This window comes from Stenotrophomonas maltophilia (assembly GCF_006970445.1).
GTDB classification, from domain to species: Bacteria; Pseudomonadota; Gammaproteobacteria; order Xanthomonadales; family Xanthomonadaceae; genus Stenotrophomonas; species Stenotrophomonas maltophilia_AU.
In genome coordinates this window covers 1,292,773-1,309,827 of the sequence record NZ_CP033877.1, presented here as the reverse complement: position 1 = coordinate 1,309,827, position 17,055 = coordinate 1,292,773, and the positions used below count along the sequence as shown (strand labels likewise).

Sequence of the window (17,055 nt, the reverse complement as noted above, 5' to 3'; positions counted from 1 at the left end):
ACGTGTCCTTGTGGCAGATCAGTAGCGCCAGGCCAGGCTGAAGCCGAACGTGGTGTAGTCGGTGGGGAAATGGGCGGGCTTGTGCAGCGCCGAGCCCACGAAGCCATCCCAGGAAAGCTGTTGCCAGCCGCCGCGCAGGCCCAGCGCCATACCGGCCAGGTCGCGGCCGGACTGCCACTGCACGGATGGGCCGCCAATACGGCCGTAGTCGGCGGCCACGTAGAACTCCTGGCCGCCGCCGATGCCCAGCGAAAGATCGTTGCGCAGCGACCAGCCACGCTCGCCGCTGAGCGAGCTTTCACCATCGAAACCGCGCACGGTATAGCGGCCACCGATGGCGAAGCGGTCCTGTGGCGAGAGCGGCGTTCGGTTCCACTGCGCCCGCCATGCGGCGGTGTAGCGCAGGCGCTGCTTGCCCACCTGGAACGGCACGCTGAACTGCGCATCAGCGGTGATCAGCTTCATCCGCGAGGTGCCTTCCAGCGGCAGCGTCGGGTCCCACTGCAGCGCCTTCTCTTCCGGCGAGCGTAGGGCGTGGAAGGCGCCAGTGCCACGCCGGTAGGCACGCTGGCATCGAGCGTGGCAGTGCCGATGAACTGCTTGTGGGTCAGACCCAGTTCCCAGCCGGCGGTGCGGCGGCGCTGCACTTCGATCTCGGTATCGTCGATGTAGTTCTTCGACTCGCGCTGCCAGCCGCGTGCATAGGCGCTGAACTTGATCTTGGCATTGCGCAGCAGCAGCCGGTCCACCCGCGCTTCGGCGTTGCGGCTGCGGCCGCTGTAGTCATAGCGTTCAAAGGCACCGACCACGTCCTGGCTGTAGTCGTAGGCGCTGGCGGTGGCCCCGAACAGCCAGTAGCCGTAGGGCACGTCGTAGTGCGCGGTCCAGCTGTCGGTGTCCCTGCCTCGGCCATTGAACACGCCGCGGCCGGCACTGATGTAGAACAACTCGTTCAGGCCTAGCGGATTGTCCAGCGACAGCGTCGCGTTGGCCTGCAGCTTGCCGGTGCCGCGGCTGCCTGCATCGTCCAGGGTGACGCTGGCGCGTACCGGTGAACGCTGCGTCCAGTCGATCTGCAGGTCGCTCTGGCCCGGCGCCGCACCCTCGCCGTCGGCCGGCGCGATCTTGATGTCGGCGCTGACGGTGGGCACGCGCTGCAGGTTCTCCAACCCCTGCTCGATGTCACGCAGGTTGAGCAGGCCGCCACTGCGGAACGGCAGTGCGTTGGCGATGGCCGGATGCCGGCCCTGCGGATCGGAGAACACGGCCTCGCGGAACCGGCCCGGCACCACCGACAACGTCAGCGTGCCCTGGTTGAGGTCCTGCGGTGCCGACAGCACCCGCGTGGTGACATAGCCACGGGCGATGATCGCGTTCTGCACGCGTTTCATCACCACGTTGATGCCTTCGGTCCCCAGGCAACGGCCGGTGGCCGGATCATCCACCGGGTCGGCCGCCGCCAGTGCCCAGCCGAAGCGCTGGCTGTCGTCGCCTTCCAGCGCGATGCGATCGATGCGCACGCAGGGCTGCTCCCGCGCCGGCAGGTGCTCGCGGTCCTTCTGCGCATCCCGCTCCAGGCGGACGTCGGGGCGTTGTTCCTGCTGCTCGCGCAGCACGCGTTCGCGTTCCTGTTGCCGCAGCAGTTCCTGCGCGGCTGGATCACCGGCCTGCTGGGCGGCAACACTGAAGGTCATGCCAAGCAACACCACCCACCCACCACAACGGCACACCTGTCGTGCCTGCTTCTTCCCTGACCGCACAGTCTTTTCCTGATATTGATGCAGGCCGTCGGGCGCCCTGCCCGGAAAAGGACAAGGCATCGACGTGCCGGCTTGATTCGGGTCTGCCGTCGCACACGCGAGAGCACGCCGCCGCGCGAAGCGCAGAAAGGCGCAAAGCGTATCGGCCGCCACAGGAACTTCTATAGGGAAGATTGCAAATTCAGTGGGCTGCGGGGAACCACACCGCAAATGGCCCGGACGTATGCGCGCGCGTGCCATGGCGTGACCCCGGACGTTCAGCACGCCGGCTTTCGCCTGCTGACGCTACAGTCGGCGCATGACCATCCTCCTACAGATCGAAGGCGCCGCCATCGGCGACATCGCCAGCCTCTATGCCGAGATCAACCGCGTGTTCATGGCCGGCGAAGACTGGCAGCTGGCGCCCAGCCTGGATGCGCTGGATGACCTGCTGTACGGCGGATATGGCGCCCTGGCCGGTCGGTCCACCCGCACCATCATCTGGCGCGATGTCGAACACAGCCGCGTAGCATTGGGCGCGGCTGCCACACGCAGCTGGCTGCAGGCCAAACTGGCCCATCCCGGCGCATTCAACACCGCGGCCATCGAGCAGCAGCTGGCGGCGCTGGAGTGCGGCGAGGGGCAGACCTACTTCGAGATCGTGATGGAGATCTTCGCGGCCCATCCGGACATCACCCTGGTGCAGGCCTGAAGCAAGCGGCAGCCCACGCCTGCGAATGCGGCAGCCCCTGCCCCCACCAGTTACCATGGGCATCCCTGTACCCGCTCCGCCGCGCCGCCCTCCGGCGCGAACGGATGCCCCGGATTCACGAGCCCCATGTCCAAAGAAAAGTCCGCCGAACACACCCCGCTGATGAAGCAGTTCTTCGCAGCCAAGTCCGACTATCCGGACCTGCTGCTGTTCTTCCGCATGGGCGACTTCTACGAGCTGTTCTACGACGATGCGCGCAAGGCCGCGCGCCTGCTCGACATCACCCTGACCCAGCGCGGCAGCTCCGGCGGCGCGCCGATTCCGATGGCTGGCGTGCCGGTGCACGCCTATGAAGGCTACCTGGCACGGCTGGTGGCGCTGGGCGAATCGGTGGCGATCTGCGAGCAGATCGGCGACCCGGCGTTGGCCAAGGGCCTGGTCGAACGCAAGGTGGTGCGCATCGTCACCCCCGGCACCGTCACCGACGAAGCATTGCTGGACGAACGCCGCGATACCCTGCTGATGGCGCTGTCGCGCACGAAGCAGGGCTACGGCCTGGCCTGGGCCGACCTCGCCGGTGGCCGCTTCCTGGTCAACGAAGTGGAAACCGACGACGCGCTGGAAGCCGAGCTGGCCCGACTGGAACCGGCCGAGCTGCTGGTGCCCGACGAAGAAAACTGGCCGGAATTCCTGCGCCAGCGCACCGGCGTGCGCCGCCGCGCGCCGTGGCTGTTCGACGCCGACAGCGGCCGCCGCCAGCTGCTGAACTTCTTCAAGCTGCATGACCTGAGCGGCTTCGGCATCGATGACAAGCCGCGCGCCACCGCTGCCGCCGGCGCCCTGCTCGGCTATGTCGAGGAAACCCAGAAGCAGCGCCTGCCGCACCTGACCTCGATCGCGATGGAAACCGCTGGCGAGGCGATCGCGATGAACGCCGCCACCCGCCGCCACCTGGAACTGGATACGCGCGTCGACGGCGATACCCGCAACACCCTGCTGGGCGTGCTCGACAGCACGGTAACGCCGATGGGCGGGCGCCTGCTGCGCCGCTGGCTGCACCGCCCGCTGCGCCTGCGCGAGGTGCTGGTACAGCGCCACCATGCGGTGGAAACCCTGATCGACCGTGGCAGCGACGCCGACATCCGCGAGCAGTTCCGCCGCCTCGGCGACCTGGAACGCATCCTCACCCGCGTCGCGCTGCGTTCGGCGCGCCCGCGTGATTTCTCCACCCTGCGCGATGGCCTGGGGCTGCTCCCAGCCGTGCGCGAAGTACTGGCGCCGCTGGATTCGCCGCGCCTGCAGGCCCTGCATGCCGCGCTGGGCGAACACGATGAGTGCGCGCAGCTGCTGGCCAGCGCCATCGCTGAGATGCCGCCGCTGAAGCTGAGCGATGGCGGCGTGCTGGCCGACGGCTTCGATGAAGAGCTGGACGAGCTGCGCCGCCTGTCCACCCATGCCGACCAGTTCCTGGTCGACCTGGAACTGCGCGAGCGCGAGAGCAGCGGCATTCCCACCCTGAAGGTGGGCTACAACCGCGTACACGGCTACTACATCGAGATCAGCAAGGGCCAGTCCGACCGTGCGCCGGTGCACTACACCCGCCGCCAGACGCTGACCAATGCCGAGCGCTACATCACCGAAGAACTGAAGGCGTTCGAAGACAAGGTGCTGTCCGCGCGCGACCGTTCGCTGTCGCGCGAGAAGTACCTGTTCGAGCAGCTGCTGGATACCCTTGGCGGGCAGCTGGAACCGCTGAAGCAGTGTGCCGCTGCACTGAGCGAACTGGATGTGCTGGCGGCCTTCGCCGAACGCGCGCAGGCGCTGGACTGGGCGCGCCCGGAGCTGCAGGCCGAGCCCTGCCTGAAGATCGAGCGTGGCCGCCATCCGGTGGTCGAGGCGGTGCGCGAGCAGCCGTTCGAACCCAATGATCTGGACCTGCATCCGGACCGTCGCATGCTGGTCATCACCGGCCCGAACATGGGCGGTAAATCGACCTACATGCGGCAGAACGCGCTGATCGTGCTGCTGGCCCACATCGGCAGCTTCGTGCCGGCCAGCCGTGCGCTGATCGGCCCGATCGACCGCATCCTGACCCGCATCGGCGCCGGTGACGACCTCGCCCGCGGGCAGTCGACCTTCATGGTCGAGATGGCCGAAACCAGCTACATCCTGCACCACGCCACCGCCCATTCGCTGGTGCTGATGGACGAGATCGGCCGCGGAACCTCCACCTACGATGGCCTGGCGCTGGCCGACGCGGTGGCCCGCCACCTGGCCTACCAGAACCGCTGCTACACGCTGTTCGCGACCCACTACTTCGAGCTGACCGCGCTGGCCGACGAGCAGCACGAGGGCGGCCGCAGCGGCATCGCCAATGTGCACCTGGATGCCGTCGAGCACGGTGAAGCACTGGTGTTCATGCACGCGGTGAAGGACGGCCCGGCCAACCGCAGCTTCGGCCTGCAGGTGGCCGCGCTGGCCGGCCTGCCGCGCACCACCGTGGCGCAGGCGCGTCGTCGCCTGGCCGAGCTGGAACAGCGCGGTGGTGAAAGCCATGCCGCCGAGCTGGCACCACAGGCATTGGATGCGCCGCAGCAGTTCGGCCTGTTCAGCGCACCGGCCAGCAAGGCGCAGGATGCGCTGGCGGCCATCGACCCGGACGAATTGACGCCGAAGCAGGCGCTGGAAGCCCTGTACCGGTTGAAGGCGCTGCTGTAACCGCAGCGCACGCCCAAGGCCTCCCGCCGATCTTGCGGGAGGCCTATCGAAAGGATCTGCAAATCCGATTCTGCGTTTCAATTGACAGAATCTATCAACCTGAACGAATCATTCGATTATTCATTTCATCCGGCCATAGCTAAAGTCGAGTGAAGATGTTTACCCACGTCTTCACCGCCACCAGGAGCCAGCCGATGAGCCAGTCCGACAACAACAACGCCAAGTGCCCGTATCACAGCGCACCGTCGCCCGAGGAAGGCGCCCAGCAGCAGCGCGAGCTGAGCACCACGCCGAAGCAGAAGCACGGCGATGACCCGGTCACGCCGATGACCACGGCCTTCGGCGCACCGGTGGTGGACAACCAGAACAGCAAGACCGCCGGCCCGCGCGGCCCGCTGCTGATGGAAGACGTATGGCTGCTGGAAAAGCTGGCCAACCTCAACCGCGAGATCATCCCCGAGCGCCGCATGCACGCCAAGGGCTCAGGCGCGTTCGGCACCTTCACCGTCACCCACGACATCAGCAAGTACACCCGCGCCAAGCTGTTCGAGAAGGTCGGCAAGCAGACCGAGATGTTCGCCCGCTTCACCACGGTGGCCGGCGAGCGTGGCGCCGCCGACGCCGAGCGTGACATCCGCGGCTTCGCGCTGAAGTTCTACACCGAAGAAGGCAACTGGGACCTGGTCGGCAACAACACCCCGGTGTTCTTCCTGCGCGATCCGCGCAAGTTCGCCGACCTCAACAAGGCGGTCAAGCGCGACCCGCACACCAACCTGCGCAGCGCGCGCAACAACTGGGACTTCTGGACGCTGCTGCCCGAAGCCCTGCTGCAGGTGACCGTGGTGATGAGCGACCGCGGCATTCCGCGCAGCTTCCGCCACATGCACGGTTTCGGCTCGCACACCTACAGCTTCACCAACGCCGACAGCGAACGCTTCTGGGTGAAGTTCCACTTCGTCAGCCAGCAGGGCATCGAATCGCTGACCGACGCACAGGCGCAGATCCTGGTCGGCCATGACCGCGAAAGCCACGGCCGCGACCTGTTCGCCGCGATCGAGAAGGGCGACTTCCCGAAGTGGAAGCTGTTCATCCAGGTCATGCCGGAGCTGGACGCGGAAACCTACCGCGTGCATCCGTTCGACCTGACCAAGGTGTGGCCGAAGAGCGACTACCCGCTGATCGAAGTGGGCCAGTTCGAACTGAACCGCAACCCGGTCAACTGGTACCAGGACGTGGAGCAGTCGGCGTTCGCACCGAGCAACCTGGTGCCGGGCATCGGCCCATCGCCAGACAAGATGCTGCAGGCACGCCTGTTCGCCTACTCCGATGCGCAGCGCTACCGCCTGGGCGTGAACCACCACCAGATTCCGGTGAACGCAGCGCGCTGCCCGGTGCACAGCAACCACCGCGACGGTGCGATGCGCGTGGACGGCAACTACGGCGGCCTGCCGCACTACGAGCCGAACAGCTACGGCCAGTGGCAGGAACAGCCGCAGTACCGCGAGCCGCCGATGAAGATCCGCGGCGACGCTGACTTCTGGAATTTCCGTGAGGACGACGCCGACTACTTCAGCCAGCCCGGTGCCCTGTTCCGCAGCTACAACCAGGCACAGAAGGACCGCCTGTTCGCCAACACCGCACGCGCCCTGGGCGATGCGCCGGACTTCATCAAGCAGCGCCACATCGACAACTGCAACAAGGCCGACCCGGCCTACGGTGCCGGCATCGCCGCGGCCCTGAAGGCGCTGGCCAGCCAGCCGTCGGATCCGTTCAAGCCGGCGCAGCCGGAAGCGGACTTCCCCACCGCGACCCCGGGCGCCGAAGACATCGAGCTCTGATCGCCCTGCCCCGTGTACGGCACGCCGCCTCCCTGTGAGGCGGCGTCGCCGTTTTAACGGTCCGCGTCGTACCTTCTGCACGCCCAACCCCAATCGAGGATTCCCCTGATGAGCCTGACCGATGAACTTCTCGCCAAACTGCAGGGCGCCCCGCTGCAGCAGGTGTCGCAGCAGCTCGGCATCAGCGATACACAGGCTTCCGGTGCGATCAGCGCCGCGCTGCCGGTGCTGATGGGCGCGCTGGGCAACAACGCCTCGCAGCCGCAGGGCGCACAGGCGCTGCTCGGCGCATTGCAGAACAACCACAGCGGCCTGGACCTGGGCAGCGTGCTCGGCTCGGTGCTGGGCGGCGGTGGCGGCGGTGCCGCCAGCGACGGTGCCGGCATCCTCGGCCACATCTTCGGCGGCAGCCAGCAGAAGGTGGAAACCGGCCTCGCCCAGGCCACCCAGCTCGACAGTGGCCGCACCAGCCAACTGCTGCAGATCCTCGCGCCGATCGTGATGGCCTTCCTCGCCCAACGCCTCGGTGGCGGCCAGGCCGATGCCGGCTCGCTCAGCCAGGCGCTCGGCCAGGAAAAGCAGCAGGTTCAGCAGCAGGGCGGCCTTGCCGGTGGCCTGCTCGGCAGCCTGCTGGACCAGGACGGTGACGGCCAGCTCGGCGTGGGCGACCTGCTGAAGATCGGCGGCAGCCTGCTGGGTGGCAAGCGCTGAGGTTTGCGGGCGCCGGACCCGGTCCGGCGCCCTGTTGCTTACAACGCGTCGATATCGCCCAGTGCGCGGATCAACCGCCGTGCGCGCTTGTCCGGCTTGTGCTCCGGCGGCTGGAACCCATCGCATGCGGCGATGCGCAGCGCACGCTGTTCGGCACGACGGGCCTTGGAGGCCTCGCTCTCGGCATACAGCTGCTGTGCCGCCGGTGCGGGCCCGCGCTGGTCGCTCAGGCCCAGCACCTGGACCTCGAAATGCTCCTCACCACGGTCGACCTGCAGCTGCTCGCCCACGCGCACCGCACGTGAGGATTTCGGGCGCTGCCCCGCAACGCTGACCTTGCCGGTTTCGATGGCCTGCTTGGCCAGGCTGCGGGTCTTGAAGAAACGGGCCGCCCACAGCCAGATGTCCAGGCGGACACTGGGCGACAGCGGGGAAAGCTCAGGCATTGTTCGGTACTACTCCGGTGGCTTGTTGAGAGGACGCGGGTTATCCGGATCGGCCCGGCAGCCGGTGCCGCCGATCAGCGGCCGCACGCCGGAGGCCAGGTCCTGGCGCTGGCTGCCGACCAGGCACTCGGGCCGGTCGGTCGGCCGGATCTGGGTATCGCCCAGCCGGTCGTCCATCGAACATGCGGCCAGTACAGCGCTGATCAAGGCCAGCGGCACGCTCCACTTCACCTGCAGTCGTTGATGCATTGCCACATCCCGCAAACCGGCTTGATGCTAGTGTGCGCCTCCCGGGATTCGATCACCACTCCATGGCCAAAGCGCCGCTTGACCTGACCTCCGGCCCGATCGGCCGCAATCTCCTGCTGTTTTCCCTGCCGATCCTGGCGGGCAACATCGCGCAGTCGCTGAACGGTTCGGTGAATGCGGTCTGGGTCGGGCGCTTCCTCGGCGAGGCGGCACTGACCGCCACCGCGAACGCCAACAACATCATGTTCTTCCTGATCGGCTCGGTGTTCGGCTTCGGCATGGCCTCGACCATCCTGATCGGCCAGGCGATCGGCGCGCGCGACATCGCGCAGGCGCGGCGCGTGGTCGGCACCAGCGCCACCTTCTTCATCGGCCTGTCGGTGATCATCGCCATCGCTGGCTGGTTCATGGCGCATCCGCTGCTGGCGGCGATGGGCACGCCGGCCGCCTCGCTGCCATTGGCCGAGGCCTACCTGCAGATCATCTTCCTGGCGATGCCGACGCTGTACGCGTTCGCCTTCCTCACCGCCGCACTGCGCGGTGCCGGTGACTCGCGCACGCCGTTCCGCTTCCTGATGGTGTCGGTGGCACTGGACATCGTGCTGAACCCGGTCCTGATCTTCGGCATGGGGCCGTTCCCCGCGCTGGGTATCGCCGGCTCGGCCTGGGCCACGCTGGTCGCGCAGACGCTGTCGCTGGCCGGCCTGCTGCTGTACATGCGGCACAAGCGCCACACCCTGTGGCTGGGCCGCGCCGACATGCGCCTGTTCAAGCTCGACATGACCATCCTCAAGGCGCTGGTCATCAAGGGCGTGCCGATGGGCCTGCAGATGGTGCTGATCTCGCTGTCGGTGATCCTGCTGATGACCATGGTCAACCAGTACGGTACCGACACCGGCGCGGGTTACGGCGCTGCCCTGCAGCTGTGGAACTACCTGCAGATGCCGGCGATGGCGATCGGTGCGGCGTGCTCTTCGATGGCCGCACAGAACGTCGGTGCGCAGCGCTGGGATCGCGTGCGCGGCACCGCGCGCCAGGGCGTGCTGTTCAACTTCCTGTTGACCGGCGCGCTGATCCTGCCGCTGGTGGTGTTCGATCGCCAGCTGCTGGCACTGTTCCTGCCACCGGCCAGCCAGGCGCTGGACATCGCCCGCCATCTCAACCACGTGGTGATCGGCTCGTTCCTGTTCTTCGGCGTCAGCTTCGTGATCTCCGGCGTGGTGCGCTCCACCGGCGCGGTGATTCCGCCGCTGCTGATCCTGGCCGGCTCGCTGTGGGGCGTACGCGTCCCCTTCGCCGAACTGCTGCAGCCGTACTGGGGCGCCGATGCGATCTGGTGGAGCTTCCCGGTCAGCTCACTGGTGTCGATGCTGCTGTCGCTGGCGTATTACCGCTGGGGTGGCTGGCGCAAGGCGAAGATGATGGGCAAGCCCTCGCATGCCGAAGAACTGGCCACGCCCTCGGAAATTCCCGCCTGCCCACCGTCGCCGGTGGCCGATCCGGATGCAGCGCTGGAGTCAGCGCCGCCCCGGTAGTGCCGGCCGCTGGCCGGCAACTTCACACCTCTCCGGAAGCATCGCGCAACAGCCGGCCAGCGGCCGGCTCTACCGCTTCTTCTTCGCCGCGTTGAACGTCGCCGCCGCGCGCATCAGCGCCTTGAACGCAGCGGCATCCGGCATCGCGCCTTCATGGATGTCGATCGCACGCCGCGTGTTGCCCTCCAGGCTGGCGTTGAACAGGCCCTTCGGGTCGGCCAGCGCCGCCCCGTTGGCGAAGGTCAGCTTCACTGCCTGCTTGTAGGTCTCGCCGGTGCACAGGATGCCGTTGTGCTCCCACACCGGTGTACCCCGCCATTTCCAGGTTTCCTGCACGTCGGGCAGCGCCTCATGGATCAACGCACGCACACGTGCCAGGGTTTCACCACGCCAATCCCCCAGCTCGACGATGCGCGCGTCGATCAGTTCGGCCGCCGGTGTTCCGGCATCGGCAGGGTTCGGTGCATGCGTGGCCATCAGCGGCTCTCGTCGGGAAGGAAATCAGAACGTCGGGGTTACATGCGCTCGCCGGGCAACGCGGCGGCCTGGCGCACCCAGTCGAGGAACCGTGCTTCATCCAGCGCGCCATCCTGCGCGATGTGCAGGTAGCGCGTATCGGCGCTCCTGGACGGCTCGGGTGGCACTGGCGTCAGCGCCGCGCCGCGGAAGAACGCCACCTTGATGTAGCGGGTGAAGCAATGGAAGCTGAGGAACCAGCCTTCGCCCGGCGCCACCGCATACATCGGCGAGTTCCACTTCACCGCCTTGTGCACGCCGGGTACCGCCTGTTCGATCAACGCATCCAGCTGTGCGCCGATCGGGCGTTTCCAGTCCGGCATGGCGGCGATGTACGCCTGCACCGGGGCATCGCCCTCGCCCTTGGCGATCTGTGGGTTGCCGCCGGACAGCAGCGTGGGCGCGGCAGAAGGTGCGGTTCGCTTGGCAGGCATCGCACGGTACGACCATCGGGATGAAGCTGCAGCCTAGCGCGGCCCGTAGCGGGCGGTCACGGCGCAGTGCGCCATCGGCTCAGTCCGCCTGCCGCGCCCGGAACTGCCGCCAGTCCGGCAGCTTGCGGTGCCGGCGCAGCGAGCGCATCAGCGCCGCCATCACAATGCCGAACAGCGCACCGGCTACCAGGCCGGCCACCAGCAACAGCGCCAGTGGGCGCTCGCTGCCCTGCCACAGCATCAGCCACATCAGCGCGGTCCAGAACAGCCCGAACAACAGGCTCTGCACCAGCGCATTGGTACCGAAGCCGGCCAGGATCGGCGGTGGAAGTGCGATGCCCACGCGCCACAGCAGGCGATGCAGCAAAGGCGCCGACTGCACACGCGCCAGCCCCTTGCCGTCGAGGAAGCGCAACGCTGACTGGATCACGGCGGGATAGCGCGGGTTGATGTCGTTCATCACCTGATCGTGGCCGATGCGATGCCGGAAACGCAAACGGCCACCCGAAGGTGGCCGTCGCGGCAACAACCGAAGTTGTTTATCAGGCCTTTTCGGCCAGACGGGCAGCCTTGGCGGCAGCAGCGGCAGCCAGGTCTTCCTTGATGCGGGCAGCCTTGCCTTCCAGGCCACGCAGGTAGTACAGCTTGCCGGCGCGGACCTTACCACGACGCTTCACTTCGACCGAGTCGATGATGGCGCTGTGGGTCTGGAAAACGCGCTCGACGCCGTAGCCGTGCGAGATCTTGCGGACGGTGAACGAGGAGTTCAGGCCGGCGTTCTTGGTGGCGATGACAACGCCTTCGTAGGCCTGCACGCGCTCGCGGCTGCCTTCCTTCACCTTCACGTTGACGACAACGGTGTCGCCCTGGCTGAACTTCGGCAGTTCACGGGTGATCTGGGCGGATTCGAATTCCGCGACGATGGACTTGTTCAGCTTGCTCATGGGTTACACCGATTCTTGTTCGGGTGGGCGTGTCGTGTCGACAACGTAGGCTCATGCAGTCACGGGACTGTGCTGCACGTTTGTTTTGGGTACTGCGCGCGCCGGCCGAGGCTGGCGGAATTGGCCATGATAGCCGATAAAGCCAGCCCTGCGCTAGGGGCTGGCCTTGTGTTTCCGGGCCTGACGGCCCAGTTCCAGCAACTTGCGGTCGGCCTTGCCCAGCGCCTGTTCATCCAGCAGGTCCGGGCGCCGCTGGGCGGTACGGACCAGCGACTGCTGGCGGCGCCATGCCGCGATGGCCGCGTGGTTGCCCGAGCGCAGCACGTCCGGCACGTCACCCAGCGGGTGCTGGGCCGGCTGGCTGTAATGCGGGCAGTCGAGCAGGCCGAGGTCGCCCTCGAAGCTGTCCTGCGCCGCCGATTCCGCGTCGTTCAGGGCACCATCCTGCAGGCGGGCCACGGCGTCGATGATGACCGCCGCGCCCAGCTCGCCACCGGACAGCACGTAGTCGCCGAGGGAAATTTCCTCGTCGACATTGGCCTCCAGGAAACGCTCGTCGATGCCCTCGTAGCGGCCACAGAGCAGGACCATGCGCGGCAGTGCCGCCAGTTCCCGCACCTTGGCCTGGGTCAACGGCGCCCCCTGCGGGCTGAGGTAGATCACCCGTGCCGGGGTCGGATCAGCATCGCGGATCGCCTGCAGGCAGGCCTGCAGCGGCTCGATCAGCATCACCATGCCCGGGCCACCACCGAACGGACGGTCGTCCACCCGACGGTAGTTGCCTTCGGCGTAATCACGGGGGTTCCAGCCATGCAGGCTGAACAGCCCCTTCTCCTGCGCGCGCCCGACCACGCCCAGTCCAGCGGACTGGGCGAGAAACTCGGGGAACAGGGTGATGACGTCGAAACGCATGCTCACACTCAGAACTCGGGATCCCAGTCGACCACGACCAGGTTGGCCTCGAAGTCGACCGATTTGACGAAGTCCGGCTGCACGAACGGAATCATCCGCTCGCGGTCACCACGGACCACCACCACGTCGTTGGCACCGGTGCTGAACAGATGCGAGACCTGGCCCAGGGCAATGCCCTCGGTGGTCTTCACGTCCAGGCCTTCCAGGTCCACCCAGTAGTACTCGTCGGGCTTCGGCGGCGGCAATGCACTGCGGGCCACGTAGATCTCGGTGCCGTGCATCGCTTCGACGGTATCGCGGTCCTCGACGCCGGGGAAACGGGCGACCAGGTGCTTGCCGCTGTCGCGGCCGCGTACACCTTCAATCGTGGTTTCCACGCCGGACGGGCTGCGCACGATCCACGGCTGGTAACGGAAAATGGCGGAACGTGGCTCGGTCCAGGACTCGAGCTTGATCTCGCCGCGCACACCAAAAGCGCCGACAACCCTGCCCAGCAGGATGCGGCGCTCGATATCTTTCATCTGCTTCAACCAAGAGGGCCACGCCGAAGCGTGGCCCGTCAGGATCAGGCCGCAGCGGCCTGGGACTTGGTCGCTTCCTTGATCAGGTTGCGGACCTTGTCGGTCGGCTGGGCGCCGTTCTTGACCCAATGGTCAACGCGGGCCAGGTCCAGCTCGATGCGCTTCTCGGCGCCCTGGGCGACCGGGTTGTAGAAGCCAACGCGCTCGATGTTGCGGCCGTCGCGCGCGCTGCGCACGTCGGTCACGATGATGTGGTAGAACGGACGCTTCTTGGCGCCGCCGCGGGTCAGTCGAATCTTGACCATGGTGTTTTTCCTATTGCCCAGTCGCCAGGATGGCGAGGTAAGCGGGCGATTATAGCGGCAGAGCCCGGCCGAGCCAACCCCGGGATGCACTCCCGAGGTCCGATCCCTTATGCGCCGCAAAAGGGATCTGATGTCAATCTGTCCCAGGCCACCGCCGCCAGCGCCGCCCTGCCCTGTTCAGCCAGTGCCTGCGAGCCGGGCAGGACATGCCCGTCAATGGCCTCCAGCGCCCACAGGCCGCTGGCGTTGCAGGCAAAAGCGGCCTTCACGCTGTCCAGCTCCGACAGCGCCAATGGCTGCGTCAGCTGCGCGCCGGGCCAATGCTGCTTCAGCAGCGCTTCGGCCGTACCGCGCAGGGCCGGCGCCTGCGGCCAGAGCAGCCGTTCACCATCGTGCACGGCCAGGTTCCAGGTGCTGCCCTCACTCACGTCGCCATCGGCGGTCACGAACAGCACATCGTCGAATCCTTCCGCCATCGCCGCGCGACGTTCGGCGAACAGACCAAACGTGCCCACATGCTTGATCTGCGGCAGTTCACGCTGCCAGGCCACACTGCGCACGCGCTTGGAGGCGGTCAGCGTCACCGGCGCGGACACCGCCACCAGCACGTCCACCGGCACCGCCGCCAGCGGGTTGCGGAAATCGAAGCGGCGCGAGTACACCGTCACCCGCAGTGAGGCATCGGCCAGGCCGGCCTGCCGCAGCGCCTGCACCATCCAACCCTGCACCTGCGCCGTATCCAGCTCGCTGCCGAACAGTTCGCGCGTGGCCTGCGACAGCCGCGCCAGATGCAGGTCCAGTCCCTGCACGGCGTGCTCGCGCACCTGCAGCGAAGTGAAGTGGCCATAGTTCACCAGCGCCGGCAGCAGGTCCTCGACCTGTGCCGACTGGCCGTTGCAGGTCAGCGTCATCGCAGCAGCGCCTGCGCCTGTTTCCACATACCACGCAACACGTCGGCGGCAGGCTGTGCCGGTGCCATCCACGCCGATTGCCCGGCCCAGGCCTGCATCGCCGCCAGACGGTTTTCCTGCACGGCCTGCTTGCGCATCGGCGCGGTCAACCCGCGCTGCACCGGGTACGGACGCGGCGCCGGGGCGCCTTCTGCAGCGGCGGCGCGCACATAGGGTGTCGCCAGGCCGCGGCCCAGGCGACCGCTGAAGGCGCGGGTCGGCCAGGTGTCTTCCGGTTCGCTGGCGGCCAGCCCATCGGCCCACGCCGAGGCGATCGCCGCTTCGGGCGTGCGCAGGAAGGCAGTGCCGATCTGCACGGCACTGGCGCCGAGGGTGAGCGCAGCGGCGATGCCACGACCATCGGCGATGCCACCGGCGGCAATCACCGGAATCTGCAGGTGATCGGCCAAGCGCGGCAGCAGCGCGAACAGGCCCACCAGCTGGCGCTCGGCCAGACTGGGGTCGAACGCACCGCGATGGCCGCCGGCTTCGGCGCCCTGCGCCACCACCGCATCGGCACCGGCATCCTGCGCCGCGCGCGCTTCGGCCAGCGTGGTCGCGCAGGCGATCCAGGCGATGCCGGCGTCCTTCAACTGCTGCACGTGGCGCGGCGACAGCACGCCCATGATGGTCGAGGCCACCGCCGGGCGCGCGGCCAGCAAGGCGGCGAACTGTTCATCGAAATCGGCCGGCGTGGCGTCGGCCGCGCTGGCAGGCAGGTCCGGGCCCCATTGGGCGAGGAAGGCGCGGCTGGTGGCTTCGGCAGTGACATCGCGAACGGGCGCCGGATCCGGCAGCCACAGGTTCACCTGCGCCGGCCCATTGGAAGCGGCGCGGAAGTCATCCATCCAGCAGCCGATATCAGCGGCCGGCGACAGCACCGCACCCATCGCACCCATGCTGCCGGCGTTGGCCAGCGCGGCCGACAGCGGCACCGGGCAGGCACCGGCCATCGGTGCCAGCAGGATCGGAAGCTGCAATGAAAAACGCCGACAGAAGGTGTCGGCGCGTTCAAGAATCGGCGATGCGTTCACGCGACATACCTGTTGGAGAAGTCGCCATCCAGCATACGCCAGTCATTGTGACCGGGGCCGGGTCGCAATGCGCGCCGGCCCCGTCGCTGCATCAACGGAATGGCATGCCGCGGCCGCCCATGGCGCCCATCATGCCCTTCATGCTGCGCATCATGCCCTTCATGCCACCGCCGGCCATCTTGCTCATCATCTTTTCCATCTGCATGTACTGCTTCATCAGCTTGTTGACGTCAGCCGGCGTCACGCCCGAGCCCTTGGCGATGCGCGCGCGGCGCGAGCCGTTGAGCAGGTTCGGGTTGCGCCGCTCCTTCTTGGTCATCGAGCCGATGATCGCGATCATGCGCGGCACTTCCTTGCCCTGGCTCACCTGCTGCTTCAGGTGGTCGGGGATATTGCCCAGGCCCGGCAGCTTGTCCATCAGGCCGCCGATGCCGCCCATGTTCTGCATCTGCTCGAGCTGGTCACGCATGTCGTTCAGGTCGAACTTCTTGCCCTTGGCGACCTTCTCGGCCAGCTTGGCGGCCTTGTCCTTGTCGACCTGCTGCTCGACCTGCTCGACCAGCGACAGCACGTCGCCCATGTCGAGGATGCGGCTGGCGATGCGGTCCGGGTGGAACACGTCCAGGCCTTCCGGCTTTTCGCTGACACCGACGAACTTGATCGGCTTGCCGGTGATATAGCGCACGCTCAGCGCGGCACCGCCACGGGCGTCACCGTCGGTCTTGGTCAGCACCACGCCGGTCAGCGGCAGGGCGTCGCCGAAGGCCTTGGCGGTGTTGGCCGCGTCCTGGCCGGTCATGGCGTCGACCACGAACAGGGTTTCGGCCGGATTCACCGCAGCGTGCAGGGCCTTGATCTCGGCCATCATCGCTTCGTCGATGGCCAGGCGGCCGGCGGTATCGACCAGCAGCACGTCGACGAACGACTTGCGTGCATCGTCGATGGCGGCGCGGACGATGGCTTCCGGCTTCTGGTCGGCGCTGGACGGGAAGAACAGCACGCCGACCTGCTCGGCCAGGGTCTTCAGCTGCTCGATCGCGGCCGGACGGTAGACGTCGGCCGAGACCACCATCACCTTCTTCTTGCGCTTTTCCTTCAGGTGCTTGGCCAGCTTGCCCACCGTGGTGGTCTTGCCGGCGCCCTGCAGGCCTGCCATCAGGATGATGGCCGGAGCGGGAACATTGAGGTTCAGGTCGCTGGCTTCGGCGCCCATCACCGCGGTCAGCTCGTCGCGCACGACCTTGATCAGGGCCTGGCCCGGGGTGAGCGACTTCAGCACTTCCTGGCCGACCGCGCGCACCTTGATGCGCTCGATCAGGGCCTGCACCACCGGCAGCGCAACGTCGGCTTCGAGCAGCGCGATGCGCACTTCGCGGGTCGCCTCGCGGATGTTCTCCTCGGTCAGGCGGCCACGGCCACGCAGGCGCTCGATGGTGCCGGAAAGGCGCTGGGTCAGGGACTCGAACATGCGGCGCAACCTGTCTGAAAGCG

Annotated in this window: 17 protein-coding genes and 1 pseudogene; 5 read left to right on the top strand and 13 right to left on the bottom strand. The window is 67.3% G+C overall.

The genetic code is table 11. The annotated features are described in order from the left end of the window. Positions 1-18: 18 nt before the first annotated feature. Positions 19-1,694: pseudogene (locus EGM71_RS06025) on the bottom strand (ShlB/FhaC/HecB family hemolysin secretion/activation protein). A 364-nt stretch (positions 1,695-2,058) separates the two neighbouring features. On the opposite strand from EGM71_RS06025, the gene EGM71_RS06020 reads away from it, so the two are divergent. From EGM71_RS06020 to EGM71_RS06005, 4 genes are all read left to right on the top strand, one after another. Next, positions 2,059-2,451, top strand: coding sequence for a ribonuclease inhibitor (locus tag EGM71_RS06020; RefSeq protein ID WP_188488445.1), 393 nt, complete (start codon positions 2,059-2,061; stop codon positions 2,449-2,451). Positions 2,452-2,577: 126 nt separating this feature from the next. After that, positions 2,578-5,169, top strand: coding sequence for a DNA mismatch repair protein MutS (mutS, locus tag EGM71_RS06015; protein WP_188488443.1), 2,592 nt, complete (start codon positions 2,578-2,580; stop codon positions 5,167-5,169). 194 nt (positions 5,170-5,363) lie between these two features. Next, positions 5,364-7,007, top strand: a complete 1,644-nt coding sequence (locus tag EGM71_RS06010; protein ID WP_430544073.1) for a catalase — start codon at positions 5,364-5,366, stop codon at positions 7,005-7,007. A gap of 108 nt (positions 7,008-7,115) precedes the next feature. Then, positions 7,116-7,718, top strand: a complete 603-nt coding sequence (locus EGM71_RS06005; protein WP_010483234.1) for a DUF937 domain-containing protein — start codon at positions 7,116-7,118, stop codon at positions 7,716-7,718. A 38-nt stretch (positions 7,719-7,756) separates the two neighbouring features. Here the strand turns inward: EGM71_RS06005 and EGM71_RS06000 are convergent, their stop codons facing one another. Both EGM71_RS06000 and EGM71_RS05995 read right to left on the bottom strand, forming a co-directional pair. After that, on the bottom strand, positions 7,757-8,164 hold the full coding sequence (locus EGM71_RS06000; protein ID WP_188488441.1) for an RNA-binding S4 domain-containing protein: 408 nt from the start codon (positions 8,162-8,164) through the stop codon (positions 7,757-7,759). Positions 8,165-8,173: 9 nt separating this feature from the next. Continuing rightward, positions 8,174-8,413, bottom strand: a complete 240-nt coding sequence (locus tag EGM71_RS05995; protein WP_188488439.1) for a hypothetical protein — start codon at positions 8,411-8,413, stop codon at positions 8,174-8,176. A 62-nt stretch (positions 8,414-8,475) separates the two neighbouring features. Between EGM71_RS05995 and EGM71_RS05990 the strand changes: the two genes are divergently transcribed. After that, a complete protein-coding gene (locus EGM71_RS05990) occupies positions 8,476-9,948 on the top strand; it encodes an MATE family efflux transporter (protein WP_188488437.1) in 1,473 nt (490 codons plus the stop codon). Positions 9,949-10,017: 69 nt separating this feature from the next. On the opposite strand, the gene EGM71_RS05985 is transcribed toward EGM71_RS05990, so the two are convergent. The 10 genes from EGM71_RS05985 to ffh form a co-directional block, all read right to left on the bottom strand. Further along, entirely contained in the window at positions 10,018-10,425 is a 408-nt protein-coding gene (locus EGM71_RS05985) for a DUF1801 domain-containing protein (protein ID WP_188488435.1), read from the bottom strand. Between the two features lie 38 nt (positions 10,426-10,463). Further along, complete coding sequence (locus tag EGM71_RS05980; RefSeq protein WP_188488434.1) at positions 10,464-10,898, bottom strand: DUF1801 domain-containing protein; 435 nt, start codon at positions 10,896-10,898, stop codon at positions 10,464-10,466. A gap of 79 nt (positions 10,899-10,977) precedes the next feature. Further along, positions 10,978-11,358, bottom strand: coding sequence for a DUF6404 family protein (locus EGM71_RS05975; protein ID WP_188488432.1), 381 nt, complete (start codon positions 11,356-11,358; stop codon positions 10,978-10,980). An 82-nt stretch (positions 11,359-11,440) separates the two neighbouring features. Further along, positions 11,441-11,842: a 50S ribosomal protein L19 gene (rplS, locus tag EGM71_RS05970; RefSeq protein ID WP_005408597.1), complete on the bottom strand. Its 402-nt coding sequence runs from the start codon at positions 11,840-11,842 to the stop codon at positions 11,441-11,443. 153 nt (positions 11,843-11,995) lie between these two features. After that, complete coding sequence (trmD, locus tag EGM71_RS05965; protein WP_188488430.1) at positions 11,996-12,754, bottom strand: tRNA (guanosine(37)-N1)-methyltransferase TrmD; 759 nt, start codon at positions 12,752-12,754, stop codon at positions 11,996-11,998. Positions 12,755-12,762: 8 nt separating this feature from the next. Beyond that, on the bottom strand, positions 12,763-13,275 hold the full coding sequence (gene rimM / locus EGM71_RS05960; RefSeq protein ID WP_188488428.1) for a ribosome maturation factor RimM: 513 nt from the start codon (positions 13,273-13,275) through the stop codon (positions 12,763-12,765). A 44-nt stretch (positions 13,276-13,319) separates the two neighbouring features. Continuing rightward, entirely contained in the window at positions 13,320-13,580 is a 261-nt protein-coding gene (rpsP, locus tag EGM71_RS05955; RefSeq protein WP_005415733.1) for a 30S ribosomal protein S16, read from the bottom strand. 107 nt (positions 13,581-13,687) lie between these two features. Further along, the gene (locus EGM71_RS05950; protein WP_188488426.1) at positions 13,688-14,491 is read right to left on the bottom strand and encodes an aminotransferase class IV family protein; all 804 of its coding nucleotides are present in this window, start codon (positions 14,489-14,491) and stop codon (positions 13,688-13,690) included. Continuing rightward, the gene (locus tag EGM71_RS05945; protein ID WP_188488424.1) at positions 14,488-15,564 is read right to left on the bottom strand and encodes an NAD(P)H-dependent flavin oxidoreductase; all 1,077 of its coding nucleotides are present in this window, start codon (positions 15,562-15,564) and stop codon (positions 14,488-14,490) included. The genes EGM71_RS05950 and EGM71_RS05945 overlap by 4 nt, the downstream gene beginning before the upstream one ends. A 91-nt stretch (positions 15,565-15,655) precedes the next feature. After that, on the bottom strand, positions 15,656-17,032 hold the full coding sequence (gene ffh / locus EGM71_RS05940) for a signal recognition particle protein (RefSeq protein ID WP_188488422.1): 1,377 nt from the start codon (positions 17,030-17,032) through the stop codon (positions 15,656-15,658). Positions 17,033-17,055: the final 23 nt, after the last annotated feature.